This window comes from Phytobacter sp. RSE-02, from assembly GCF_040578655.1.
GTDB classification, from domain to species: Bacteria; Pseudomonadota; Gammaproteobacteria; order Enterobacterales; family Enterobacteriaceae; genus Phytobacter; species Phytobacter diazotrophicus.
Map to the genome: position 1 here is coordinate 479,160 of NZ_JBEULY010000003.1, position 25,992 is coordinate 505,151.

Below are 25,992 nucleotides of genomic sequence, written 5' to 3' on the forward strand. Positions count from 1 at the left end.
TAAAGAAGTTTAAAGAAGAGCGCGTGGTCGGGTGCGGTGTTTCAGAAAAGAAAAAGGGCGGCATCTCTGCCACCCTCATTGTTTAAGCGAACCGTTAAGAAGCGTCTGCCGTACCAGGTAATGTCTCCGGTAGCTGAGCCGCGAAGCCGCGCAGACCCACAACGTGAACATGCTCATGGTTCTGGAAGACTTTACGCACCAGTTTATAGGTGGTGCCTTTTTCCGGACTGATGTTCTCCGGAGCCGCAATAATCAGTTGCATTTCAAGGCGTTCGCAGAGTTCGAACAAGGTTGCGATGGAGCGGGCATCCAGACGTGCTGCCTCGTCGAGGAACAACAAGCGGCATGGCGAAATATCTTTACCACGCAGACGTCGCGCCTCGTCTTCCCAGCTCTGGACAACCATCACGAGGATAGACATCCCGGTACCGATGGCCTCACCGGTCGACAGGGCCCCGGATTCCGCACGCAGCCAGCCATCCGAACCACGGTTGACTTCCACTTCCATCTCAAGATAGTTGCGGTAATCAAGCAGCTCTTCGCCAATGGTTTGCGGCGTACGCTGACCAAGATCGATTTGCGGATTCAGGCGTTGATACAGTTTCGCCAGTGCTTCGGAGAAGGTCAGGCGATTGCTGTTAAACAGGTCCTGATGCTGCTCATGTTGCTCGGAAAGCACCGTCAACAACATTGCATGACTCTCGCGGACGTTAACATTCAAACGGACACTGTGTACCTGACCGAAGGAGACGTTTTGCAGCCCCTGGTTAAGCTGACGGATACGGTTCTGCTCGCGCTGAATCGTTTTGCGGATGATATTCGCCACGCTACGAGAGCTGATCGCCAGTTTCTGCTCGCGGGAGGTTAGCTCTTCCGTCAGGCGGCTGAGTTCAATCTCCATCTGTTCGATAGCTTCAACAGGATCGTCAGTACGAATAATATCCTGGCGGATACGCTCGCGCAGATGCTGGTATACCGCGACAAAGAACTGAATCTTACGCTCCGGACGTTTCGGATCTTCCGACATACGCAGCACATCACGCAGATGTTCGTTGTCCGCCACGGCGAGGCGCAACGCACCTAACGCCTTATCCGACATGGAACGCAGTTCGTCACCAGAAAGGTAAGCCAGTTCACGACGATGCAAGCGACGTTCAACGCCGTTATCTTTCACCATTCGCATCACCGCACACCAGCCTGCTTTCGCCGTGACGACTTGTTCGCGCATCTCATGATAATCACGTTCAAGGCGACGAAGCGCACGGGTCAGGTTATCCATTTCCGCTTCGCAGAAGGTCAGCGCTTTTTCCAGTTGATTGCGACGGGCACGGTTGCCGGACAACTGGGCATGCAGCTCATCGCGACGAATACGCGCGCGCTCCTCCGCGCCACTGTCGGCACGGACACCAATTTCCTGCAGCTCTTTTTGCAGATCGTTGAGCAGTTCTTTTTTGGTATCGAACGAGCTTTTCAGCGATGCCAATACCTGGTTGTACTGACTGAGCTGGGCCGCGTGGCTACGCAGCGCCTCACGCGTACGGCTACGTTCACGTTCTGCCTGCTCGAGCCGCTGACGCAGCTTCTCGTTGAGATCGTTATTGCCACTGAGCATTTCCGCAGAATCGGAATAGCTAAAGTGCGCCCGGCGCTGTACAACTTCGATCAGCGCAAATGCCTGCTGGCGTGCTTCACGCTGCACTTGCTGGGAATACGCATAATCTTCTTTCAGTTGTTCATACTGTTCCGGGTCGTTTTGCAGCACCGAAACAACGGGCTCCAGTTTCGCCAGATGGTTGCCAAACTGTTGAATAAAACGCACGGCTTCCTGAGCTTCGTCCAGACGCTCCTGAATTTCATCAACGCGATCGGCAAGGGTTTCATCTGCCAGCAAGCTCAGGCGTGGCAGCAGGCGGTTAAGCTGAGCAACCCCCTCTTTCGCCTGCTCGAACTGCATGCGGTTCTGCTGGTTGTCATTCTCATGATTACTCAGCGCGCGCTCCAGTTCACCACGGCGGCCACTGAGCGTACGAATTTCAGCTTCCGGGTCTGCATCAAACGCCACGGCAAGATGGCTACCGATAAAACGGCTGAAGGCCTGATGCAGGCGCTGCGTTTTCTGCACGTCGAAGGATAATGTGGCAAAACGCTCGGCAAGCTCTTCACGCTCGGCGTGGAGCCCTTCGATACGGCTTTCACGTGCGGCACGACCAAACAGCGGCACCGACGGGAAACGGGAGTAGCGCCACTGACGATCGGCTATCTTAACCACCACCGCTTTTTCCAGCTCATCGACGCTGAACACACTGTCATCGAAAGATTGCGGATCCCCTTCAATCAGATAGAGATCTTCCGGGCAATCCTCGAGCCCTTCAAGCTGTTCTGAAATGAGGGAGAGGTCCGGGACCACGATCGCGTGACGTGATGGGCCGTACAACGCGGAAAAATAGGGCGCATCGTCAAGGCTAACGTCATCGTAAATTTCAGAGAGCAGCACACCGCCAAAGCGTTCAGCCAGCGTGTTAAGACGCCCGTCTTCGGATCCACCCGGCTGACTCAGACGTTCGATTTCTTCGTCCACCGCGCGCTTGCGTGCCCCGACTTCATCGCGTTCAACGATAGCTTCGCGTTCACGCTCCAGCAATTGTTGCAGGTATTCCGTCACTTGCTGGCCGGATTCAAACTGCTCGCCGCTCTGCTCACACAACTGGGTCAGGCTGCTTTGCGCTGCCAGCCAAATCGGTGCGCGCTGGGTCAATATTTGGATGCGTGACTGTAGCTGTTCCAGCTCCTGGCGCAACGCCATACGCTGCTCACCGGCCATGGCCACATTCTCGGAAAGCGCGGCAATTTGCGCCTCCAGCTCATGATGCAGAGCCTCAAGTTCGTCAGCATCGTACTGTTTATTCTGCCGTTTGCAGAATTCCGCCAGCATGCGTTCAGCATCCTGTTGCTCACGCAGACGCTGTTCTAGTTCGTTCAGACGCGCGCGCAGCGATGGCGCCTGTTCTGCCAGATGGCGCTGGTTTACCCCTTCTCGTAAAAGGTCACGTGCGACATCCCAGGCTTCATCACGGGCCAGCGGACCATTGATAGCGACGACCAACTGGTAAGCTTGTTCAAACTGGCTGTGCGCGGTTTGCGCCACGCTCATACGTTGGTCAAGCGACAGGAGTTTCTCTGTAGCTTCCTGCTCTTTCGCCTGGAAGGTTTCCAGCCATTCGTCTGCCGTTTCTGCCGTCAGGTCCGGTAGCTGGCAAAGTTCTTTTGCACGCTGTAAGGCCTGTTGTGCCTGATTGTACTGAATCGCGCGGGTTTGCTGCACATCCAGAGCCTGTTGGTAGTCGGCAAGCTGGTTTTTCAGCTCATCCACTTCCAGTTCAGCGGCCTCGGCGCGCGCTTCGTTCTCTTCCTGATGATCGGTAGCTTCGGCCACCACTTCATTTTGTTCTTCAAGGCGGATTTGCAGTTCGTCCAGATCCGACTCGTAGCGCTCAATTTTTTCCTGCTGGCGCAGCGCGGTCTGCACCAGATTCAGGTGATCGCTGGCGGCCTGATAGTCAGCCTCAAGATCCCCTTCTGCCCCGGTGTGTTCTGCCAGTTCGCGCGCCATATCGACATGTTTGTATTGCTCAGCCGCCAGCTTTTGCCGTGAACTGAACAGATCGCGACGGAATGTCAGCGCCTGATCAAGGTGAATACGTCGTTCGTTGGCATGGCGCATGTAATCCGCCGCCACATAGTTGGTCGCTTCACTGATCAAATGCTTGAACAGATCGCGATCCGACTGGGTAACGCGAATCGCTTCCAGCGTCATGCGGTTTTCGCGCAGTGCCGCTTCCATGTCCTGGAAGGCTTTACGTACACCGCTATTTTCCGGCAAGAGATAGTCGCGCAGAGAACGGGTGATCGCACTGGAGATACCGCCATACAGCGACGCTTCGATCAGGCGATAGAATTTGCTGCGATCGGATGCTGAGCGCAAGCGACGTGCGACGATGCCCAAATCGAACATCAGAGAATGATAATCGGTGATGGAGTTGAACTGCTTAAACTGCACCCCTTCCATCGCATCCAGCTTTTCCTTCACTTCCTGCAACGGCAGCACGCGCGCCTGACGCTCGTTAAGCGTTTCTGTCAGCAGTTGTGTCGGCTGAACCGCCGTTGGCAGCCCCTGAATAGCGAACGGTTTGATGTCGACTTTACGATCGCGACCGGCCACCTGTTGCAGGCGAACCCCCACCAGCACGCGCTGATGACGCGAGTTGATCACATCAAGAACAGAGTAGCAGACCCCGGCTTTCAGTTTACCGTGCAGGCCTTTGTCACGAGAGCCAGACGTCGCGCCTGCCTCGGTGGTGTTACGGAAGTGCAGCAGCGTTAAGTCCGGGATAAGCGCGGTGACGAACGCCGCCATGGTGGTGGATTTACCGGCACCGTTTCCCCCGGACAACGTGGTCACCAGTTCGTCCAGGTCAAACGTACGGGCAAAAAAACCGTTCCAGTTAATCAGCGTCAGTGAGCGAAATTTACCGCGATCAATCATTATTCTTCCTCTCCACTATCCGGCTGATTGTCTTCGTTCTCATCATTGAGCTGCAGGTGATTTTCTACAGGCATGGCTTCACCGTCACGGATCAAGCGCCGCTGAGCCTCGCGTGCATCGTCACCGGAGCGCACATCCGCGCCGAAGCGGAACACAGACTCGGTAATACGAAACTTGCTGCTGTCGTTACCCATAAACCAGATCATGCCAAGACGACGCAGGCGGTTCAGGGAGGAACGCACTTTTTCCTGTAATTTTTGGCGATCCAAATCAGAACCGGTTGAGCGGTTGTTCACCAGCTTCAACAGTTTGGCTTCGTCTGCCAGCGCCATCAGCTCGTCATACAGCTCCTGCTGAGTGAAGATGCCTTCATTGGCCAGACGTTCCGGGCTGAGATAGAGGTAACAAAGAATTTTACCGACCATCATGTCCAGTTCAGACAACACCGAGCGTGGGATCAGCGTTGTCGAGCGCGGGCGCAGGTAGAAAAAACCTTCTGGCGCACGGATCAACTCAACGTTGTAACGCCCGTAAAACTCCTCCAGAAATTCCTGGAAATCCATTAAAAAGGCGTGATTATCCAGCTCATCAAGGCCGATATGGCGGCCTGAGCGCAGCGCACTGTCGAGCGCCGGAAAGAGTGGGTTTGCCAACGCCTGGGCCAATTTGATCGGCATCACTTGTTCAATATTTGTCAATGACATGCGCCTGTACCTTGGCTCCGTAATCATTAATCGGCTGCCATTTTGCTGGCAGGCCGGTGAAATCTGCTTGCGCTACGCCGAGGCGTACCGCCTGATCAATGACGATCCGCGCGATATCAAAATGCCGCGCGCGCGGGTACCGCGCCAGATATTCGCGTACAACCAGCCCAAGATCCAGTGGAGCTTGTCTGGTTTTATATATCGCCAGTTGTTCTTCGATCATCGCCGCAAGTTGTTCGCGGATTTCGTTGAACTCTTCATATTCCAGGTCAGGCGGAAGCTCACCTGTAACCTCGGCATCGCTCAACGCAATCTCTTCATCGCGCATATCCAGCAGCCTGTCGGCGTTCGCATAGGTCAATGCCCAGGGAGCATCGAAGTAACCCTGTACCGACTGACGCAAACGCTGGGCAAATACGCGGTTTTTATCCATATCGATAGCGGTACGAATAAACTTGTGTACGTGGCGATCATAGCCAATCCACAAATCGATAGCCTGCTGTCCCCAACTGACGATGCGGTCCAGTTTGCTCTGTAAATCAAAAACCAGCCGATCGACAAACTCCAGATCGTTATGCGCCAGCGTCGCGTCCTGGATACGTAATAAGTTCGCCTGCAGCTTATCCCCTGCCGCCTCCAGCGTATCCTGTAATTCACGCAGCGTACCGGAGGTTTCGGAGAGTAACAGCTCACAGCTTGAAATAGCCGCACGCCAGTCTTTATTCAATAACTGAGCGATATCATCTTTGACTAACTGCTGCTGCTCATCCATCACGCGCTGGGTGAGATCGATGCTGTCGAAAATTTCTGCCACCGAGTATTTCAACGGCGCATAGACGTTGCGATGCCAGTGGAATTCATCCCCACCCTCATCTGCGGCATCAGCAGCGCGTTTCAGTTCTCCCGCCACGATAGATAACTGCATGGACAGGCGCAGCGTAGAAAACTCGCGCTGGCGGATATAGTAATCGGTAATGCCAATGCCGAGCGGCGTCAGACGATAGATGGCATTACCGTCAGCCAGTTCGCTGGTAAAACGGTTTAACAGGCGCTGACGCACCATATCGTTTATGGCATTGTTCGCACGCTGAGCAATGGTTTCGCCGCTTTGTTCAAATGCTTCGCTGACGTGGCGAAACGCATCAACAAGCTCTCCCTCGCTCATTTCGCCATCCAGGCGTTCACCGTTCAGCGTGGCAACCGCCAGCAAAAACGACAGTCTGTCTACCGGAAGCGTGATAGAGAAATCGTTTTTCCTGGCCCAGGCAACCAGTTCGGGAACTGTCTGGGAAAATTCACTCATCGTTCATCCTTTCATCTCTCTGCGGCTTGAGCGCGGTCACATGGATATAACGCCCCAGGCTAATATACGGCTCCTGACGACAATATTGCGTTTCAAGTTCAAGCAAGGAGTCAAAACAGTCACGTTGTTGGTGTTTTTCGCGTAAGTAATCGTGAAACACCCGAACACCCGTTTTCCCCGTGATCTGCCAGCCAATCGCATTCAGCCAGCTATAGACTTCATCCGGATGTCGCGGATAATCCGGGGACAATGTGCGCTTTTTCTTTTTAGGCATACCCGCCAGCACATAGTCGAAATTACCTGCCACCATATTGTGCATCAACAGGCCATTCGCATTGTAAAACATCAACGACAACGTCCCTGCGGGCTTTAAAACCGACCACAGCGTTCGCAAAACGTCCACCGGTTCAGCGACCCATTCGAGCACAGCATGGAACAATATCAGATCGACGGGCGATTCCAAATGTCGCGCAATGTCCTGAGCGGGGCATTGTACAAAATGCATGTTACCGCTCACACCTTTCTCTTCTGCGGCTGCGGTAGCACGCGCAATCATCTCCTGCGACACATCACACAGCGTCACATGATGACCCCGTTCTGCCAGACGAATCGCTGTCTGGCCTTCGCCGCCGCCCGCATCCAGTACACGAAGCGTGCGATCGCCCATTTCGGCGAGAACCCTATCCAAATCCTGCCACAGGATCGCCTGACGCAGTTGACCTTTGGTCGTGCCATAGATATTGCGGGAGAATTTTTCCGCGATGTCATCGAAATTACGATCCTGCATGGCCGCTCCGCGATCCTGACAAAACCGCTATTTTGTCACAGCCGTGCTCAGAATGAACCCATCTGGTGTAAGATCCACGCAAAACGCCTGCTGTATGGTTAAAAAGGAGACGGACGCGTGCTTTTTACGCTCAAGAAATACATTGGCGGCCTGATGCTGCCCCTGCCGGCATTGCTTATATTGATTGGTTTTGGGCTGTTGCTTGTCTGGTTCAGTCGCTGGCAAAAAACGGGCAAAGGCATCATTAGCGCAAGCTGGTTGATTCTGCTGCTGCTGAGTCTGCAACCCGTTGCGGACAAAATGCTCAAACCCATCGAGGACATCTATCCCACCTGGCGCGGCGCAGAGACGGTCAAATATATCGTGGTTCTGGGCGGCGGCTACACCTGGAATGACGCCTGGGCACCAAGCTCAAATCTCATTAATAACAGCCTGCCACGTTTGAATGAAGGCATTCGCCTGTTACATCAGAATCCTGGTGCGAAATTAATCTTTACCGGCGCGGCGGCAAAAACGAACCCGGTCAGCACAGCAGAAGCCGGAGCCAGAGTGGCGGAGAGCCTGGGCATACCGCGCAGCGATATCATCACCCTGGATTCGCCAAAAGATACCGAAGAGGAAGCTGCCGCCGTCAAACAGGCTATTGGCGATGTACCTTTTTTACTGGTGACGTCCGCATCGCATATGCCCAGAGCAATGGTTTTCTTCCGTAATGCGGGGCTCCATCCCCTGCCCGCTCCCGCGAATCAGATGGCTATCGTTTCCCCTCTCAATCCGTGGGAACGCGCCATCCCGTCCCCGGTCTGGCTTATGCACAGCGACCGGGTCGGGTATGAAACACTAGGGCGGATCTGGCAGTGGTTCAAAGGTGACTCAGGAAAGCCAGGGAAGGAGTGACTTAGACGCCAAATCAAAACTGGGGCGACTGAAGTGGCCAGTATTCACCAGTTTCGCCACTTCATCCCACAGCAAATAGAGCCAGCGCCGCCACATAAAGGATTCTGCGACAGGTGCGCGCTGGAGATAATGCCAGAACAGCCCTTCGGCCAGCGGGCCATCCGCCAGGCGGAACAACTCATATTCTCGCGGCGCCCAGAGCATAATACCCGGCCCGACCATCGCCAGAAGCTGGTCGCTCCGGGCATCTTTCAACATACTGCGCAAATTGAAATTGCCATGCACCAGTACACAATTGTCGTTGAACCCTTCGAACAGCGACGGCAGGCACTCTCTGGTGCGGAAGAGGATACGTTTATCCTGCATCGTGAGCCCCGTATTGTGGTACTGATTCAGCGTGGTCCATAGTACTTCTACCCGCTGGCGATACCAGGAGGGCCAGATGTTCTCCTGAGTATTGTCCACCATTCCCACACAGCCGTGGCTGTCCTGTCTGTGCCAGGACAATAATCCTTCCACGATTTGATCTTTCAGATGTTCCCAGCGTTCGGGGGTACGTGCAGGCGCTTCAACCGGCACGCCGCGCAGGCGTTCCATAAGCAGGACATCTGGCCCTGGATGTTCTTCATGGGTCATTACGCCATACACAACAGGCATACGTACCGTGCCACTGCGCGCCAGCATTGAGATTTTCCATGCCAGTTGCCGCGCAAGGCCAGGGGTGGAAAAACTCCTCGCCAGTAACGGCATCGGATTTCCCTGGCTGTCATACAAGGACCATAAGGTTGTATCAGGTCTCTCGCTGACACATTCCATGCGGCTCAGCTTTTCACCCAGCAGGTGGCTTAATTCAGCGCGCAGTTGTTCCATATCAGATTGCCCTCATGAAGACTACTGCTTTTATAATGAGCGCCGGATGACGGGATGTCACCTGATGAGATCAAATCAATACGAGAATTTGCTGGAAAATCGCAAATCCCCCCAGAGTGAGGGGATTGAGAAGGGAAAATTAACGCATTTCAGCGCGCACGCGCACGAGGTCTTCCTGCGTATCAACGCCAGTACCCGGAACTTCCGTCGCAACAGCGACGTGAATTTTTTCGCCGTACCACAGCACGCGTAACTGCTCCAGCATTTCGATATTTTCCAGCGGACTGGCTTCCCAATTTACATAACGACGGATAAAGCCGGCACGATAACCGTAAATACCGATATGACGCAGGAAGGTATCGCCAATTGTCTCACGAGAAACAGCAAAACGGTCACGATCCCACGGAATGGTCGCCCGCGAGAAATAGAGCGCATAGCCTTGCGCGTCGGTCACCACTTTTACCGCGTTCGGATTAAATGCTTCATCGGCATGATGAATCGGCACTGCCAGTGTAGCCATGCCAATGTCGCGAGCGGCCAGATTTTCTGCCACCTGACGAATAATGGCCGGCGGGATCATCGGTTCGTCGCCTTGCACATTGACGATCACGGTGTCATCACTGAAACCACATTTTTCGACGACTTCGGCCAGACGCTCCGTTCCGGACTGATGATCGGCGCGGGTCATGCAAACCTCTCCACCCGCCGCTTCTACCGCACGCGCAACATCAGCATGGTCGGTCGCAACAATAACGCGTGCCGCCCCTGACTCACGCGCACGTTCCAGCACATGCACCACCATGGGTTTCCCATTGATATCAACCAAAGGTTTCCCCGGTAAACGGGTGGACGCGTAACGCGCTGGAATAATGACAACGAAACTCATGGCCGACTCTCTTCTTCTGTTAATGAGCGCGCTTCGTTTTCCAGCAGTACTGGAATGCCCTCGCGCACGGGATAAGCGAGGCTATCCACTTTGCAAATCAGTTCTTGTTTATCCTGGCTGTAATAGAGTTTGCCGTTACAAACCGGACAGGCGATGATTTCCAGTAACCGATGATCCATATTTCCTCCTGGCGGACCTGACGCATGATCCGTAAATTTTACCATATTCATTAGTCAGGCTGCGTCGACTTCCAGCCCCTGACGATGCTCAATAAAAAGCTCTTCCGGCAGTTTTCCAAAGGTAACACGCTGCGCACCTTGCCAGCGGGCAAAATCACCGATAGCGGTTATAAGCCCATTTTCAAGCATGCGTCCCGGTTTTACACCGTTTTCCAGATAGAGCGCAATGACCTCCAGCACCGCTTCTTTGCGATGCATTTTGGCATCCATTCGCCCGACCAGACGGCCACGATGCAATAGCGGCAGCACAAAATAACCGTACTGACGTTTTGGCGCAGGCGTATAGCACTCCAGCCGATAGCTAAAATCAAACAGTTGTTCCGCCCGTTTGCGATCCCACACAACCGGGTCGAAGGGTGAGAGCACAGCGCTATGGGTTGCCGTCAGTTTTCCGGCCGCCGCGAGTTCAAGCTGCGGCAATAAATCAGTATGCAACCAGGCGGGGCCAAGTTTTTCGACATCCACCGGGACAATGTTGCCCTCTTCCTGGAGACGCTCAAGCAACAGCGGTAACGCAGGCTGGCGCAGACGGTAATAATCCGCAAGCCATTCAGCACGAAAGAGGCCCAGACTGCGCGCACTCTTCGCAAGCATAAGGTGCTCGGCCTCAGCCTGCGCCAATAAGTCACGCTCGTCATTCCAGTGTGGCATCACCCGATGAGTAAGATCATAAACGCGCTGGAAATTGCGGCGTTCGATAACCATCACCTTCCCTGCGGTAAACAACCCTTCCAGATGGCGCTTATGTGGCTTCCATTCCCACCAGCCGCTGGCCCCTTTACGCGCATGTTCAAAATCAGCCGAACGAACGGGACCGTTTTGCTGAATGTGTGCGATGAGCGACTCAATTTCCTGCGCATGCTCTTGCATCCATGCCTCGCGATACTTCCAGCCCATCTTATCGGGGGCAAGCATACGATGGCGGAATAAGGCAAAATCGCTACGAGGTAAAAAGCAGGCTTCGTGCGCCCAGTACTCCATCAGTTCGCCATTTTTCAGCGCGTCATCGAGCCACTGGGTAGGGTATTTGCCAAGACGGCTGAAAAGTACCAGATAGGGACTACGCGCCACAATGTTGATGGTATCAATTTGTAGCAACGACATACGTTGAATCGTCGTCAGTATGTCGCCAGGCGTGGCGCGACGGGATGGTTTTCTCAGTAAGCCCTGAGCGGCAAGATGAAGATGACGGGCCGTTTGCAGCGTGATTTGTGGCACAGACATAGGCTTCCCGGTTGTAGAACACGGCGCGCCCCGACAAGAGCGTCAGCGCACCAGATTTATGAGTTCCTGCAACAACTTCTCTGCTTGCTTATCCTCAAGATGCGCATCCACGGGCAGATACCACCAGTTATTTTCCGCAAAGGCGCGACACTTGACGGCATCTTTTTCCGTCATGATAAGCGTCTGCTCTGGCTCAAGCAGTGCCGCAACATCCTGCCGGGAAAGTGCCTGATGATCGGCCAGCGCAACGGTTTTCACCGGCCGCGCGCCGCTTTCATGCAGCGTAGCAAAAAAACGCGGAGGATGACCAATTCCGGCCATTGCAACCAGATTTTGCAACGCATTGACATTACGGCGCTCACCGGTAAGTAAATTCACGGCCAACCCTGGCTGCAATCGCATGGCTATCTCGCCAGGCTGAGCAATGCCACCATTGGTGATCACCGCGTCAACGGTTTTAAGACGCGATGCCCGCTCACGCATCGGCCCTGCGGGAAGCCACCAGCCATTACCAAAACGTCGCACGCCATCAATAACGACAATCTCTTTATCACGGTGCAGACGATAGTGCTGCAAGCCGTCATCGGTGACGATCAGTTGCACAGATGAGTCCGCCAGAAGTGCTTTAACGGCATCGACTCTGGCGGGAGACACAGCGACAGGCGCGCCCGTACGCTGAAAAATAAGCACTGGCTCATCACCTGCCTCGGTAGTCGTAGTTTCAGGGGTAAGCAACAGCGGGTAGTGCGCGGCTTTACCGCCATACCCTCTGGAAACCACCCCTACCCGGATACCGCGCTGCTGTAACTGTTCAACCAGCCAGACAACTACCGGCGTTTTACCGTTGCCGCCGGCAGTCAGATTACCGACCACGACAACGGGAACAGGTGCCTGCCAGGCTTTTTTTAACCCCAGCCGCCAGCACAAACGAATAATGCCGCTGACCAGGCCATAGAGCCAGGACAGCGGTAATAACAACAGCCACAGCGGTGATTCACCGGACCAGATGCGCGCAATCATTCGCCAAACTGCATTTTATGCAACTGCGCATAGACACCACGTTGCGCCAGAAGCTCGCTATGACTTCCACGCTCAACGATGCGCCCATCTTCTACCACCACGATTTCATCTGCCTGCTCGATCGTAGAAAGGCGGTGTGCAATCACCAGCGAGGTGCGGTTTTTCTGCAATTCATTAAGCGCCGCCTGAATCGCACGCTCGGATTCCGTATCCAGCGCCGATGTTGCCTCATCCAGGATAAGGATGGGGCTGTCACGCAACAGCGCACGGGCAATCGCAATACGCTGACGTTGGCCGCCGGAAAGCAGTACGCCGTTTTCACCGATAATGGTATCCAGACCATTGTCCATCTTATTGATGAAATCCATGGCATAGGCCATTTTCGCCGCCTGTTCGATCTGCTCACGGCTGTACTCTTCCGTACGGGCATAGGCAATGTTATTTGCCACGGTATCGTTGAAGAGGTGCACATTTTGCGAGACCAGTGCGACCTGGTTACGCAATGACGTCAGCTTATATTCACGCAGATCATGACCATCCATCAGGATCTGGCCTTTATCAATGTCATAGAAGCGCGTGATAAGACTCGCCATGGTCGATTTACCCGAACCAGAGCGGCCAACCAGCGCCACCGTTTTTCCTGCAGGAATACTCAGGTTGATATTACGCAGTGCAGGCGTCTCGCGCCCCGGATAAGTAAAGGTCACATCACGGAACTCAACGTCGCCTTTTGCACGTTCAATAACCAGCGTACCTTCGTCTTTTTCCTGCTCGCTATCCAGAATCGCGAACAGCGTCTGGCAGGCAGCCATCCCGCGCTGAAACTGTGCGTTAACGTTGGTCAGCGATTTAAGCGGGCGCATCAGAGCAATCATTGACGAGAACACCACGGTAATGGTCCCTGCCGTCAGGGTATCCATCACGCTTGGGAAACTTGCGGCATAAAGCACAAATGCCAGCGCCAGTGAGGCAATAAGCTGAATGATCGGGTCAGAAATGGATGATGCAGAGACCATTTTCATGCCCTGCAGACGCATCTTGTTACTGACTTTCTCAAAGCGGCTGGTCTCTACTTCCTGACCGCCAAACATCAGCACTTCTTTATGACCTTTCAGCATCTGCTCGGCGCTGGTGGTCACCTGCCCCATCGTGTTTTGCATGTTTTTGCTGATATTGCGAAAACGCTTTGACACAACGCGAATAGCAAAAGAGACGATCGGCGCAAGTACAATCAGGATTGCCGACAGTTGCCAGCTGTAATAGAACATCATCACAAACAGACCGATGATAGATGCCCCTTCACGAACCACAGTGATCAGCGCACTGGAAGAGGAAGAAGCGACCTGTTCAGAGTCATAGGTAATGCGGGACAGGAGCGTCCCGGTAGATTGTTTGTCGAAGAAGGATACGGGCATCCCCATCATATGGCCAAACAGGCGGCGGCGCATGGTCATCACCACCTTGCCAGAAACCCATGAAATACAGTAGCTGGATATATAGCTGGTGATGCCGCGTAAAATCATCAGCCCGATAACCACCAGTGGCATCCACAGCAACACTGAGCGGTCCGTTTTACCAAAACCATCATCCAGTAATGGTTTGAGGAGCGATAACATGAATGTATCGCTGGCTGCGTTGAGGATTAACGCTACTCCCGACACGATCAAACCCGTTTTAAACGGCGCAATGATGGGCCAAAGTCGGCGGAATGTCTGCCATGTAGAGAGATCTTTGTCGTTATGCATTCAAAAAACCAGCACTTGTTGAAATAGCCGCATATTCTACCCGTTATCTCCAGGTACGCCAAACCACTGATGATACCAACGTGGGAAAATTTGCTCGCGTAAGCTTAAGATTTTCCAACCTTGCCGCGAGAATAAGACTGTTATTTGTCCATGATGCGGCGTATCAAACCACTGGTAAGCCTGTTGCCGATAGCGCTTTTGCACTTTTACCGACGGCAAACGCCAGTTGTTGTAACGCGATGCCGATGCCAGCGCCACCTTTCCATTCACTCTCTGAATAAAAGGGAGCGTGGAGGAGGTGTTGCTGCCATGATGAGGCACCTGGATAAGTGTAGCCTGGAGATGCTGCCAGTAATGGCTCATCATCGCCATTTCCCCTGCGCTTTCAATATCTCCCGTAAGCAGTATGCTTTGTTGCCCATCATCGACTTTGACCACGCACGAGCGATTGTTTCCCTTCATTTGCACGCCGTTGAGTGGCCAGTGCGCCGTGAAAGTAAGCCCCTGCCATTGCCAGCGTTCACCGCGAAAACAGGGCTGATGGCCGGCCCAGCCCAACGGGCTTTTAACCCACAGTGATGGCCAGTCGGCGAGAAGAGTATTAAGCCCACCCCGATGATCGAGATGCTCATGGCTGAGAATAATGCCTTCCGGTTGCAGATGATGCCAACGCAACCACGGGGTAATCAGTTGCTGCGCGCTATCCCCACCCGGCCAGGCAAGCCCGGTGTCGTACAAAATTGCTTTACCGTTGCGTTCAATAACCATCGCCAGCCCCTGGCCTACATCAAGCATATGTACCGCCCAGTCACCGTCGCGATGGGTCTGCCAAAATGGGAACAGCAGGAGAAGAATTGCCGTACAACTGGCAGCAGGAAAGGTGCGCCAGCAGCGTAATTTTCCCATGATAAGAAAAAACCAGGGAAGCCAGGCTAGCCCAAGCCAGCGCACATCGACATGAATCCAGCCGAGCGGCAAGCTCTGCAGAAACCAGAATAAAATCGCAAGAGAACCATCAGCCAGATACCAGACACATGATTCAATACTTTGCGGGCCGATAAGATGCAGCAGCATGCCGAAGAGGACGAGTGGGACCGTGACAAAGGTAACCAGCGGTACTGCGATTAAATTCGCCACCATTGAACTCAGGCTAAGGCCGTGAAAAGACAAAACCTGCAGCGGCATCAGCAATAATGTCATTCCCGCCTGGATATACAGCAGATCGATGAGGATCCGGCGCCACCAGCACAGGTTATGAATCCGTAACGGGAGCCACTGATACCAAAAAATCAGTGCCGCGACGGCGAAAGCAGACAGCCATAAACTTTGCGACAACACAGCAATAGGGTCGATAAACAGTATACCGGCAATGCAGCACACCCAGACCTGCCATGGTGTCCACAAGCGCCCGGAGAGACGTAATGCAGCCCATATGCCAATAGAGAGACTGGTTCGAAAGGCGGGTGGCTGCATCCCCGTTAAACCGGCATAGCAGATAGCGCAGACCACACCTATCAGTAGCGGTAAATGCCAGTTGATTCGTCTTGCGGGGAAAAAGCGCTGCACGCCTCTGGTCAGTAGCACACCCATCATCGCTGTCAGTGCAATGTGCAACCCCGATATGGCCATCAGGTGGGCTGTGCCCGTCTGACGCATGATATCTTTTACGTCACTATCCAGCGCCGCGCGTTCACCAAGCCCCAGCGCCATGATGACCTGCCGCCAGGGGTACGCTTCCAGGTGCGTACTCAGCGAATCCAGATATCGACCACGCCAGCTACACTTGCCATTTACAATATTTGCCTTCACAAAGCGACCGGTCAGCGGTAAATGCGACGACAGCGCATGGCGCTGAGTATCGAATCCCCCATCATTGAGTTGCCCGTGTACAGGCCGTGCTCTTATGGTCATATCCCACTGCTGACCAACGCACACCGGTTGCGGCAAATATTCGCCATAGAGCGTAATGCCTGCCGCGGGAATGACGCGTTTACCATCCAGGTGGGTGATGTCAGCATAGTGCGTTGTTGCATGATCGGTGCCGGTAATCACTACCCTCACCAGCCGATTCGCACCCGGCAAATGTTGTGTAGGCCAGAGAACCTGCAATGCCGCCAGTAATCCCCAGGCGAAAAACAGAACCGTAAAACCTGCATAGCGAATGTAGCGCTGATGCCTGCTGGCGAGCAGTAATCCTGTCACAGCTATCATCCAGACATGTTCAATTTCAGGCAGTGTCGGGAGAAATAATAGTGGCAATATGCCTAAGTTCACACAAAGTGCTAATGCAGGTAATGGCATGCCCACCTCCTTGTTACGGGAAGTGTGACCAGCGTTACGTATGCCGTCTGGCATGATTTTCTTGTTTTGCGGCGAGGGTGGGCAGATTTAAACGCGCTTGCATCTAAAAACACGCATTTTGCGAGCAGCTTTCCAGGATGCAAGGACCAGAAATGAAAAAAGCACCTGTCGGTGCTTTTCACGATGATTAGGTTTCAATACAGATTAAAACTTAACCTTCATAAATATTGGCGCGGTCACGTAATTCTTTACCCGGCTTAAAGTGCGGAACGTATTTCCCTTCCAGATCCACTTTATCGCCCGTTTTCGGATTACGTCCGGTGCGGGGTGCACGATAGTGCAGAGAAAAACTGCCGAAACCGCGGATCTCAATACGCTCACCCTGGGCAAGAGTAGAGGCCATATGCTCCAGCATCTCTTTCACCGCGTCTTCCACCGCTTTCGCGGGAATGTGCGATTGCTGGCTGGCAAGTCTTTCAATCAATTCTGACTTGGTCATGATTCCTCCGGTTTCCTTCAGGGCAAATTAGCTTAACAGCTTGAACAAGGGCGGCCGTAGCCGCCCTTTGTGCTTGATTACAGGACGAAATCTGTAATCTGTCAAGTATACTCATCATACTTCGCGTGTCAGACACCATTGCTTCGCAATATCGCCCCGGTCATTTACCGAGGCGATGTACTAACAGCCGTCTGGCAGTCCAAAGTATGGAGAAATATTACTCGCCTTTAGCTGCTTTGAAGGCTTCTGCCATAGCGTTGGAGAAGTTGCCGTCTTCCTGTTTGTTGTTAACAGTTGCGATAGCATCTTTCTCGTCAGCTTCGTCTTTAGCACGAACAGACAGGCTAACTACACGGTTTTTACGATCAACGCCGGTGAATTTAGCTTCAACATCGTCACCTACGTTCAGAACCAGAGTTGCGTCTTCAACGCGGTCACGGGATGCTTCAGAAGCACGCAGGTAACCTTCAACACCGTCAGCCAGTTCTACGGTTGCGCCTTTCGCGTCAACTGCAGTTACTTTACCGGTTACGATCGCGCCTTTCTTGTTCAGAGCAACGTAGTTGTTGAACGGATCTTCTGCGAGCTGTTTAACGCCCAGAGAGATACGCTCACGCTCTGCGTCAACCTGCAGAACAACAGCTGCGATTTCGTCGCCTTTTTTGTATTCACGAACTGCTTCTTCGCCTGCAACGTTCCAGGAGATGTCAGACAGGTGAACCAGACCGTCGATGCCGCCGTCCAGGCCGATGAAGATACCGAAGTCAGTGATAGACTTGATTTTACCTTCAACACGGTCACCCTTGTTGTGGGTTTCCGCGAACTGCTGCCACGGGTTAGCTTTGCACTGTTTCAGGCCCAGGGAGATACGACGACGTTCTTCGTCGATATCCAGAACCATAACTTCCACTACATCACCAACGTTAACAACTTTGGATGGGTGGATGTTTTTGTTGGTCCAGTCCATTTCGGAAACGTGTACCAGGCCTTCAACGCCTTCTTCGATTTCAACGAAGCAGCCGTAGTCAGTCAGGTTGGTTACGCGACCGGTCAGTTTAGTACCTTCCGGGTAACGTTTAGCGATAGCAACCCACGGATCTTCGCCCAGCTGTTTCAGGCCCAGAGATACACGGGTACGCTCGCGGTCGAACTTCAGCACTTTAACAGTGATTTCGTCGCCCACGTTGACGATTTCGCTCGGATGCTTAACGCGTTTCCATGCCATGTCAGTGATGTGCAGCAGGCCGTCAACGCCACCCAGATCAACGAATGCACCGTAGTCAGTGAGGTTCTTAACGATACCTTTAACTTCCATGCCTTCCTGCAGGTTTTCCAGCAGTTGATCACGTTCAGCGCTGTTCTCGGATTCGATAACGGCACGACGAGAAACAACAACGTTGTTACGCTTCTGGTCCAGCTTGATGACTTTGAATTCAAGCTCTTTGCCTTCCAGGTGCAGCGTATCGCGAACCGGACGAACGTCTACCAGAGAACCTGGCAGGAACGCGCGAATACCGTTCAGCTCAACAGTGAAGCCGCCTTTGACTTTGCCGTTGATTACACCGGTAACAGTTTCAGCTTCTTCGTACGCTTTTTCCAGCGTGATCCAAGCTTCGTGACGTTTAGCTTTCTCACGGGACAGCAGGGTTTCACCGAAGCCGTCTTCTACTGCATCCAGAGCAACGTCAACTTCGTCGCCAACCTGGATTTCCAGTTCGCCCTGGGCGTTTTTGAACTGCTCAGCCGGAATGGCAGACTCAGATTTCAGACCGGCGTCAACCAGTACTACGTCTTTGTCGATAGCAACAACAACACCACGAACGATGGAACCCGGGCGGGTTTCGATTTCTTTTAAGGATTCTTCAAACAGTTGAGCAAAAGATTCAGTCATGTTTAATCTTCAGGTTAATATTAACGTCCACCTGGCTCCGTGCCGGATGGGGTTGTTTCACATACCCGCCTTCAATCCTTTGCAGCGGGGGTACTACTAATTCTGTCGCGATTACGCGAGTGCCAGTTTTTGGCGCGCATATTGTAGCGCTTTTTCAATCACTTGCTCAATAGTTAAACTGGTGGAATCCAGCACTAAAGCATCTTCTGCAGGAACAAGTGGGGCGACGGCGCGGTTACGATCGCGGTCATCGCGCTCTTTTATCTCGGATAAAAGGCGATCAAAATTAACACTAAACCCCTTTTCCTGCAACTGTAGCATGCGGCGGTGCGCACGCTCTTCGGAGGAAGCGTCAAGGAAAATTTTCACTGGCGCATCGGGGAATACGACGGTTCCCATATCGCGCCCGTCGGCGATAAGACCCGGCGCTTCACGAAAAGCGCGCTGACGACGTAACAGAGCCTCACGCACGCGTGGAAAAGCCGCAACCTGCGATGCTGCATTAGCGACTTCCTGCGTACGAATCTCACCGCTCACGTCCTCACCTTCAAGAATCACTTCAAGGTTGCCGTCAGTCGAGACAAAACGTACGTCGAGGTGCGCCGCCAGCGGAACCAGTACGTCTTCTGAGGTGACATCAACATGGTGGTGCAGCGCCGCCAGGGCCAGCACACGATAGATTGCGCCTGAATCCAGTAGATGCCATTGCAACGCTTCCGCCATTGCCTTGCACAGAGTGCCTTTCCCCGCACCGCTAGGCCCATCAATGGTGATTACCGGGGCAATTGCCGCCATCTTTTTCTCCTTCATAAAGGCATACCGTTAACGTAAACGCCGCGCATTATACGCTGCAACGTCAATGACCGTTACTACCAGGTATAAATAACGGGATTAATCGTGCTGAGTGAAGAAGGTTTGCGCAATTATAGAGGGGCTGGAGGATTACCAGCCCGAAAGTGACAATTATTTACTTTTTATCTGCGGCGATACGATCACGAATGTGCTGCGCGCGCTCTGCTGATGGCGGGTGAGAATCGAACAGTGACTTCGCGTGGCCGGAGTCCATTTTCGCCAGTTTTTCAAAACTGGTCACCAGCCCTTGTGTTTTAATGCCGCGTTTTTTCAGCAAATCATAGGAAAAATCATCCGAATCCGACTCCTGACTGCGAGAAAATGCGGAATTGATAACGCCATTGGCCAAATCCCCCAACTGTGAGCGGGACAACTGCGCTGCAACGCCGCTGGTCGCAGAAATCGCATCGCGGGCGGCAATCGTCGCGTATTCAGCCTGCATGGCTTTCTTCGAATGGCCCAGCGCCACATGCCCAAGCTCATGACCCAGAACCGCTTCGACTTCGTTATCTGTCATCATGTCCATCAGGCCACTGTAAACACGGACGCAGCCGTTCGCCATTGCCCAGGCATTCACATCCGACGTTAAATAGACTTTATAATTAACAGGCGTACCGTCGGCATTGTTGCCCAATGCTTTCGCTATTGTATTCAGGCGTTTTGTATATTTACTTGATGCGCCCGCCACTTTGTTGGTGGCATCCATCTGCTTACAGGCATCGTTCGACAGCGCTTTGACATCTGCATCCGATAATGTTGCCGCTTTGAAGGCAGAGACACCCGAGCTGGCAAGCATATTAGCATTCATATTTTTGCAACCTACCAGCACTACCGCTGCCACGGCTAATGCCAGAAGTTTCTTTGTATTTGTCATGTGAATCATCCGTTGATTAAACATATAAAATATATATAAATCATCACCTTATATTAAGGCGATGCGCAAAAATAGCATTCAATGGGGAAGGCAGCAAGGCGGAGAAAATAACAACGCCGACAGAAGTCGGCGTCAGAAGCAAAGCAACAGGAACAGAATCAGGCAAGCGTACTGATACGCGCCAGTTGCTCGAAATAGTCAGGGAACGTTTTGGCGGTACATTTCGGATCGAGGATCGTGACCGGTGTATCCGACAACGCTACCAGCGAGAAACACATTGCCATACGGTGGTCATTATAGGTGCCAATTTCCGCATACTGAATGTGTGCCGGTGGGGTTACGCGAATATAATCTTCACCCTCCTCCACCTCGGCGCCGACTTTACGCAGTTCTGTCGCCATGGCAAAAAGACGGTCGGTTTCTTTAACGCGCCAGTTATAGATGTTACGCATCGTGGTAGTACCGCGCGCAAATAACGCCGCCGTTGCAATGGTCATCGCCGCATCAGGAATATGGTTCATATCCATATCAATGGCATTCAGCTCACCGTGCGTACAAGAAATAAAATCATCACCCCAGACAACCTGCGCACCCATTTTTTCCAGTACGTCGGCAAAACGAATATCGCCCTGCACGCTGTTGCGCCCAATACCGGTGACTTTCACCGTGCCGCCTTTAATCGCGCCGGCCGCCAGGAAATAGGAGGCAGAGGAAGCATCACCTTCCACCAGATAATTCCCCGGAGAGATGTACTGCTGCTTACCACGCACGACAAAGCGCTGATATTGCTGATTTTCAACCTCGACACCGAAAGTGTTCATCAGATGCAACGTAATGTCGATATAGGGTTTGGAAACCAGGTCTCCTTTAATAGAGATAACGGTATCCTGCGTTGCAAGCGGAGCGGTCATCAGCAATGCAGTTAAAAACTGGCTCGATACGCTGCCGTCAACCTCGACGACGCCGCCGCTGAACCCGCCGCGCAGACGCAGAGGCGGATAATTTTCCTGTTCCAGATAATCAATCTGCGCGCCGCCCTGCCGTAGCGCATCCACCAGATGGCCAATCGGACGTTCTTTCATACGCGGTTCGCCGGTCAGGACAATGTCATTGCTGCCAAGGCACAGCGCTGCTGCCAATGGTCGCATTGCCGTACCTGCATTACCCAGGAATAATTCCAGCGGTTTTTCTGCCGTTAACGGTCCACCGACGCCGGTTACTTCACAGCGGGTACGATCCGCAGACAGCGTGAAGGAAACTCCCAACGCACTGAGCGCATTGAGCATATGGCGCACATCGTCGCTGTCCAGAAGATTGGTCAGAACGGTGGTGCCCTGTGCGAAGGCGGCCAGCAACAAGGCGCGGTTGGAAACACTTTTTGAACCAGGCAGATTAATGGTGCCATCTACCCGCGCGATGGGTTGTAACGTCAGGGATTCCATGAAACTCAACTCTCAACAAACAGAATAAAAACCCCCGCAGCCAGGCTACGGGGGTACGGAGCAAGCCAAATTTAGCCGTGGCGACGTTCGAAGTCAGCCATAAAGTCGGTCAGCGCTTTTACGCCTTCCAGCGGCATCGCGTTATAGATAGAGGCACGCATACCCCCAACCACACGGTGACCTTTCAGTGCATGCAGCCCTGCCGCCAGTGACTCTTCCAGAAAAATTTTGTCGAGCGCGTTGTCAGCCAACTGGAACGGAACGTTCATGCGAGAACGGTTCGCTTTGGCAACATCGTTACGGTAGAAATCGCTTTTATCAATCACACCGTAGAGCAGGTCAGCTTTTTGCTGATTAATACGGTCCATGGCTGCCACGCCACCGTTGTTTTTCAGCCATTTGAAGACGAGGCCAGCCAGATACCAGGCAAATGTCGGCGGCGTGTTAAACATGGAGTCATTTTCCGCCAGGATGGTGTAATCCAGAATTGAAGGGCAAGATTGATGCGCTTTACCCAACAAATCCTCACGAACGATCACCAGCGTTAAGCCTGCCGGGCCGATATTTTTCTGCGCACCGGCATAAATCACACCGTAGCGGGAAACATCCAGCGGAGTTGACAGAATAGTGGAAGAGAGATCCGCCGTTACAACCACATCGGGCGCAAAGTTCGGCGTTTCATTGATGGCAATACCGTCAATGGTTTCGTTCGGGCAGAAGTGCAGATAGGCGCTGTTATCGCTCAGTTGCCACTCGCTCATTGGCTTCACACCACGCAGACCCTCAATAGAGATTTTTGCGTCGATAACGTTTGGGGAGCAGTATTTTTTTGCTTCTTTGATTGCACTCGCCGCCCAGTAACCTGCGTCAACATAATCTGCAGTGGTTTTATCACCGAGGATGTTCAACGGAATACCGGCAAACTGACCACGGCCGCCGCCATGACAGAACAAAACTTTGTAGTTCGAGGGAATATTCAGCAGATCGCGAAAATCCTTTTCTGCTTCCTCAGCCACCTGAATAAATTCTTTACCACGGTGGCTGATTTCCATCACCGATGTACCAAGACCATGCCAGTCACAAAGTTCCTGTTGAGCCTGTTTAAGCACATCCGCCGGTAACATTGCCGGACCTGAACTGAAATTAAAGACCTGAGCCATTTCCCCTCACCACGCTAAAAGCAATAAGTTATAACAGTGGATATCGGTTTTATCATTCAGTGACACGCGCCGCAATGTCTAAAACTTATGACCCCAAATATGCGGTCGCTGTCACACAAAACATTCTTCCGCTGAATCGTCATAAAACCGACATAATGGCTATCAAGTTACCCGAATTCCCCGGCTGGCCTTCGACCATTCTGGATTTGCACAACGCGGACATAATTGATGGCAACCCGCCGGCATGGCAATGATTTTACTGCATTGAACGCAGGCGTAGTCTCCCGCTTCCGGTATGGTAGTGAAACGTTCAGAAAATGCCTTAGGCAAAATACAGAGACCCGGTTTTACATCCTCATCCGTATAGTAAAAGACACTCAGTTGACCATTGGTCTCCAGGATAGCCAGCCTCACCTGCCCAAGATGATCAACGCCACGGATGCGTAGTTCCATAAAGAATTCAAATTCCGTCATGTTCTGCTTATCTAATTTCTCCCAGACAAATTCCCCTTCGCGAATAATGATGGCAGGCTTACCTTCCAGCAGATCCTCCAGTTTCTCGCTGTGCGTCATGAACCACATCACTAAGCGGTACAATACGGCCAGAGTAACAAATACCACCAGTACCGGAAGCATGGGCACATCGTCATAAAACGCAACGTCGCCTGCCGCTGAGCCTAATGTCAGGATGATTAATACTTCAAAGAGCGACATCTGACGCACGCCGCGCCGCCCCGTGATTTTGAGAAATATAAAGACCAAAACAAAGGTATAGAGGCTGCGAAGCGCCACTTCGCCAAGAAACTCCAGAGGAACCTTATCCAACGCCATGCGGTGGAGATCAAACGCTTTCATTTTTTTATGTCCGAACAAAGAGTTAGGTTCATTAATGATAGTCAAAAGTTTTATTTTCGCAGACCGGGTCCCGAAGATAGCGTCAGTCACGTAAAACCCGTATGATTGCCCGCTTTACGTACAAAAAAGTGACTGCTATGACGCAAACCTATATCCCCGGCAAAGACGCCGCACTGGAAGATTCCATCGCTCGCTTCCAGCAAAAACTGCTCGACCTCGGCTTCAATATTGAAGAAGCTTCCTGGCTAAACCCGGTACCGAACGTCTGGTCCGTGCACATTCGCGATAAAGACTGCGCGCTGTGCTTTACTAACGGTAAAGGCGCAACCAAAAAGGCGGCACTGGCATCTGCGCTGGGTGAATATTTTGAGCGTCTGTCCACTAACTATTTCTTTGCCGATTTCTGGCTGGGTGATGAAGTGGCTAATGGTCCATTCGTCCATTATCCAAATGAGAAATGGTTCCCGCTGACCGAAGACGACACACTGCCGGAAGGCATTCTCGATCCGCGTCTGCGCGCATTTTACGATCCGGAAAACGAACTGACGGCAGGCATGCTGATCGATTTGCAGTCCGGCAATGAAGAACGCGGGATTTGCGCCCTGCCTTTTACCCGCCAGTCAGATGAACAAACCGTCTATATTCCGATGAATATCGTCGGTAACCTGTATGTCTCCAATGGCATGTCAGCGGGCAATACCCGCAATGAAGCTCGCGTCCAGGGTTTGTCTGAGGTTTTCGAACGTCATATTAAAAACCGTATCATCAGCGAACGTATCAGCCTGCCTGAAATTCCTGCCGAGGTCCTTGCACGCTATCCTGGCGTTGTGGCATCTATTGAGAAACTGGAAGCCGAAGGTTTCCCGATTTTTGCCTATGATGGCTCGCTGGGCGGTCAATATCCGGTGATTTGCGTTGTCCTGTTTAACCCGGCTAACGGCACCTGCTTTGCCTCATTCGGCGCACACCCGGACTTTGGCGTGGCACTCGAACGTACCGTGACCGAACTGCTGCAGGGCCGTAGTCTGAAAGATCTGGATGTCTTTACCCCGCCGACGTTTGATGATGAAGAAGTCGCAGAGCATACCAACCTCGAAACGCACTTTATCGACTCCAGCGGTTCGATCTCCTGGGATCTGTTCAAGCAGGATGCAGACTACCCGTTTGCTGACTGGAGCTTTGCCGGAACAACCGAAGAAGAGTTTGCCACCCTGATGGCCATCTTCAATGCAGAAGATAAAGAAGTGTACATCGCCGACTACGAGCATCTGGGCGTTTACGCCTGCCGCATCCTGGTTCCGGGCATGTCAGATATTTATCCGGCGGAAGATCTCTGGCTGGCAAACAACAGCATGGGCAGCCATCTGCGTGAAACAATCCTCTCTCTGCCAGGCAGCGATTGGGAAAAAGAAGACTACCTGAATCTTATCGATCAGCTTGATGAAGAAGGTCATGACGATTTCACCCGCGTCCGGGAGCTGCTGGGTGTGGCGACCGGTAAAGACAATGGCTGGTTTACGCTGCGTATTGGCGAACTGAAAGCGATGCTCGCGCTGGCGGGTGGCGACCTTGATCAGGCGCTCTCCTGGACGGAGTGGACAATTGAATTCAACGGTTCGGTATTCAGCGCTGAGCGCATCAATTATTACCGCTGCTTGCAAACGCTGCTGCAACTGTCTCAGGAAGAAGAGCGTCAGCCGCTGCAATATCTGAATGCTTTTGTGCGCATGTACGGCGCGGATGCGGTTGAAGCGGCCAGCGCGGCGCTAAGCGGAGAAGCGCCTTTCTATGGTCTGCAGGCAGCGGATGGTTCACTGACGGCGTTTCCGGCGCATCAGGGCTTGTTAGCGGCTTACGAAAAATTACAACGGGCCAAACGTGCCTTTTGGTCGAATTAACG

The 25,992-nt window shown here is 52.8% G+C and carries 20 protein-coding genes; 2 read left to right on the top strand and 18 right to left on the bottom strand.

The annotated features are described in order from the left end of the window. Positions 1-94: 94 nt before the first annotated feature. The 4 genes from mukB to cmoM are packed head-to-tail and all read right to left on the bottom strand — an operon-like array spanning position 95 to position 7,337. Entirely contained in the window at positions 95-4,543 is a 4,449-nt protein-coding gene (mukB, locus tag ABU190_RS09310) for a chromosome partition protein MukB (protein ID WP_110296584.1), read from the bottom strand. Continuing rightward, complete coding sequence (gene mukE, locus ABU190_RS09315) at positions 4,543-5,247, bottom strand: chromosome partition protein MukE (protein WP_039078560.1); 705 nt, start codon at positions 5,245-5,247, stop codon at positions 4,543-4,545. Before mukE ends, mukB begins: the two co-directional genes overlap by 1 nt. Continuing rightward, positions 5,228-6,550, bottom strand: coding sequence for a chromosome partition protein MukF (gene mukF, locus ABU190_RS09320; RefSeq protein WP_039078559.1), 1,323 nt, complete (start codon positions 6,548-6,550; stop codon positions 5,228-5,230). The genes mukE and mukF overlap by 20 nt, the downstream gene beginning before the upstream one ends. Then, on the bottom strand, positions 6,543-7,337 hold the full coding sequence (gene cmoM, locus ABU190_RS09325; RefSeq protein WP_354691126.1) for a tRNA uridine 5-oxyacetic acid(34) methyltransferase CmoM: 795 nt from the start codon (positions 7,335-7,337) through the stop codon (positions 6,543-6,545). The genes mukF and cmoM overlap by 8 nt, the downstream gene beginning before the upstream one ends. A 117-nt stretch (positions 7,338-7,454) precedes the next feature. On the opposite strand from cmoM, the gene elyC reads away from it, so the two are divergent. Beyond that, a complete protein-coding gene (gene elyC / locus ABU190_RS09330; protein WP_354691127.1) occupies positions 7,455-8,234 on the top strand; it encodes an envelope biogenesis factor ElyC in 780 nt (259 codons plus the stop codon). On the opposite strand, the gene ABU190_RS09335 is transcribed toward elyC, so the two are convergent. The 14 genes from ABU190_RS09335 to ABU190_RS09400 form a co-directional block, all read right to left on the bottom strand. Next, on the bottom strand, positions 8,211-9,104 hold the full coding sequence (locus ABU190_RS09335) for a YcbJ family phosphotransferase (RefSeq protein WP_039078556.1): 894 nt from the start codon (positions 9,102-9,104) through the stop codon (positions 8,211-8,213). The two genes, elyC and ABU190_RS09335, sit on opposite strands and share 24 nt — an antisense overlap. 139 nt (positions 9,105-9,243) lie before the next feature. Next, the gene (gene kdsB / locus ABU190_RS09340) at positions 9,244-9,990 is read right to left on the bottom strand and encodes a 3-deoxy-manno-octulosonate cytidylyltransferase (RefSeq protein ID WP_071194686.1); all 747 of its coding nucleotides are present in this window, start codon (positions 9,988-9,990) and stop codon (positions 9,244-9,246) included. Continuing rightward, positions 9,987-10,169, bottom strand: coding sequence for a Trm112 family protein (locus tag ABU190_RS09345; protein WP_039078554.1), 183 nt, complete (start codon positions 10,167-10,169; stop codon positions 9,987-9,989). The genes kdsB and ABU190_RS09345 overlap by 4 nt, the downstream gene beginning before the upstream one ends. 54 nt (positions 10,170-10,223) lie before the next feature. Next, the gene (locus ABU190_RS09350) at positions 10,224-11,453 is read right to left on the bottom strand and encodes a winged helix-turn-helix domain-containing protein (protein ID WP_354691128.1); all 1,230 of its coding nucleotides are present in this window, start codon (positions 11,451-11,453) and stop codon (positions 10,224-10,226) included. Positions 11,454-11,495: 42 nt separating this feature from the next. Next, positions 11,496-12,473, bottom strand: a complete 978-nt coding sequence (lpxK, locus tag ABU190_RS09355; protein ID WP_354691129.1) for a tetraacyldisaccharide 4'-kinase — start codon at positions 12,471-12,473, stop codon at positions 11,496-11,498. Continuing rightward, on the bottom strand, positions 12,470-14,218 hold the full coding sequence (gene msbA, locus ABU190_RS09360) for a lipid A ABC transporter ATP-binding protein/permease MsbA (RefSeq protein WP_296438403.1): 1,749 nt from the start codon (positions 14,216-14,218) through the stop codon (positions 12,470-12,472). Before msbA ends, lpxK begins: the two co-directional genes overlap by 4 nt. Before the next feature lie 36 nt (positions 14,219-14,254). After that, positions 14,255-16,519, bottom strand: coding sequence for a ComEC family protein (locus ABU190_RS09365; RefSeq protein ID WP_354691130.1), 2,265 nt, complete (start codon positions 16,517-16,519; stop codon positions 14,255-14,257). Between the two features lie 211 nt (positions 16,520-16,730). Next, positions 16,731-17,018: an integration host factor subunit beta gene (gene ihfB, locus ABU190_RS09370; protein WP_039078549.1), complete on the bottom strand. Its 288-nt coding sequence runs from the start codon at positions 17,016-17,018 to the stop codon at positions 16,731-16,733. Between the two features lie 217 nt (positions 17,019-17,235). Then, the gene (gene rpsA / locus ABU190_RS09375; RefSeq protein ID WP_039078548.1) at positions 17,236-18,909 is read right to left on the bottom strand and encodes a 30S ribosomal protein S1; all 1,674 of its coding nucleotides are present in this window, start codon (positions 18,907-18,909) and stop codon (positions 17,236-17,238) included. A gap of 111 nt (positions 18,910-19,020) precedes the next feature. Then, positions 19,021-19,704, bottom strand: coding sequence for a (d)CMP kinase (gene cmk, locus ABU190_RS09380; protein ID WP_039078547.1), 684 nt, complete (start codon positions 19,702-19,704; stop codon positions 19,021-19,023). Between the two features lie 172 nt (positions 19,705-19,876). Beyond that, the gene (locus tag ABU190_RS09385) at positions 19,877-20,635 is read right to left on the bottom strand and encodes a M48 family metallopeptidase (protein WP_039078546.1); all 759 of its coding nucleotides are present in this window, start codon (positions 20,633-20,635) and stop codon (positions 19,877-19,879) included. A gap of 158 nt (positions 20,636-20,793) precedes the next feature. Continuing rightward, a complete protein-coding gene (gene aroA, locus ABU190_RS09390; protein ID WP_354691131.1) occupies positions 20,794-22,077 on the bottom strand; it encodes a 3-phosphoshikimate 1-carboxyvinyltransferase in 1,284 nt (427 codons plus the stop codon). A gap of 71 nt (positions 22,078-22,148) precedes the next feature. Next, entirely contained in the window at positions 22,149-23,237 is a 1,089-nt protein-coding gene (serC, locus tag ABU190_RS09395) for a 3-phosphoserine/phosphohydroxythreonine transaminase (protein ID WP_354691132.1), read from the bottom strand. Positions 23,238-23,399: 162 nt separating this feature from the next. Then, positions 23,400-24,092: a DUF421 domain-containing protein gene (locus ABU190_RS09400; protein WP_354691207.1), complete on the bottom strand. Its 693-nt coding sequence runs from the start codon at positions 24,090-24,092 to the stop codon at positions 23,400-23,402. 137 nt (positions 24,093-24,229) lie between these two features. On the opposite strand from ABU190_RS09400, the gene ycaO reads away from it, so the two are divergent. Further along, entirely contained in the window at positions 24,230-25,990 is a 1,761-nt protein-coding gene (gene ycaO / locus ABU190_RS09405; RefSeq protein ID WP_354691133.1) for a 30S ribosomal protein S12 methylthiotransferase accessory factor YcaO, read from the top strand. Positions 25,991-25,992 lie beyond the last annotated feature (2 nt).

Coding starts and splice junctions, on each gene's coding strand:
- lpxK (WP_354691129.1), bottom strand. CDS start 12,473: ATGATTGCGCGCATCTGGTCCGGTGAATCACCGCTGTGGCTGTTGTTA.
- ABU190_RS09400 (WP_354691207.1), bottom strand. CDS start 24,092: ATGAAAGCGTTTGATCTCCACCGCATGGCGTTGGATAAGGTTCCTCTG.
- kdsB (WP_071194686.1), bottom strand. CDS start 9,990: ATGAGTTTCGTTGTCATTATTCCAGCGCGTTACGCGTCCACCCGTTTA.
- ABU190_RS09365 (WP_354691130.1), bottom strand. CDS start 16,519: ATGCCATTACCTGCATTAGCACTTTGTGTGAACTTAGGCATATTGCCA.
- cmoM (WP_354691126.1), bottom strand. CDS start 7,337: ATGCAGGATCGTAATTTCGATGACATCGCGGAAAAATTCTCCCGCAAT.
- mukF (WP_039078559.1), bottom strand. CDS start 6,550: ATGAGTGAATTTTCCCAGACAGTTCCCGAACTGGTTGCCTGGGCCAGG.
- ihfB (WP_039078549.1), bottom strand. CDS start 17,018: ATGACCAAGTCAGAATTGATTGAAAGACTTGCCAGCCAGCAATCGCAC.
- mukE (WP_039078560.1), bottom strand. CDS start 5,247: ATGTCATTGACAAATATTGAACAAGTGATGCCGATCAAATTGGCCCAG.
- ABU190_RS09335 (WP_039078556.1), bottom strand. CDS start 9,104: ATGGAACAACTGCGCGCTGAATTAAGCCACCTGCTGGGTGAAAAGCTG.
- ycaO (WP_354691133.1), top strand. CDS start 24,230: ATGACGCAAACCTATATCCCCGGCAAAGACGCCGCACTGGAAGATTCC.
- serC (WP_354691132.1), bottom strand. CDS start 23,237: ATGGCTCAGGTCTTTAATTTCAGTTCAGGTCCGGCAATGTTACCGGCG.
- msbA (WP_296438403.1), bottom strand. CDS start 14,218: ATGCATAACGACAAAGATCTCTCTACATGGCAGACATTCCGCCGACTT.
- aroA (WP_354691131.1), bottom strand. CDS start 22,077: ATGGAATCCCTGACGTTACAACCCATCGCGCGGGTAGATGGCACCATT.
- ABU190_RS09385 (WP_039078546.1), bottom strand. CDS start 20,635: ATGACAAATACAAAGAAACTTCTGGCATTAGCCGTGGCAGCGGTAGTG.
- cmk (WP_039078547.1), bottom strand. CDS start 19,704: ATGGCGGCAATTGCCCCGGTAATCACCATTGATGGGCCTAGCGGTGCG.
- ABU190_RS09350 (WP_354691128.1), bottom strand. CDS start 11,453: ATGTCTGTGCCACAAATCACGCTGCAAACGGCCCGTCATCTTCATCTT.
- rpsA (WP_039078548.1), bottom strand. CDS start 18,909: ATGACTGAATCTTTTGCTCAACTGTTTGAAGAATCCTTAAAAGAAATC.
- mukB (WP_110296584.1), bottom strand. CDS start 4,543: ATGATTGATCGCGGTAAATTTCGCTCACTGACGCTGATTAACTGGAAC.
- ABU190_RS09345 (WP_039078554.1), bottom strand. CDS start 10,169: ATGGATCATCGGTTACTGGAAATCATCGCCTGTCCGGTTTGTAACGGC.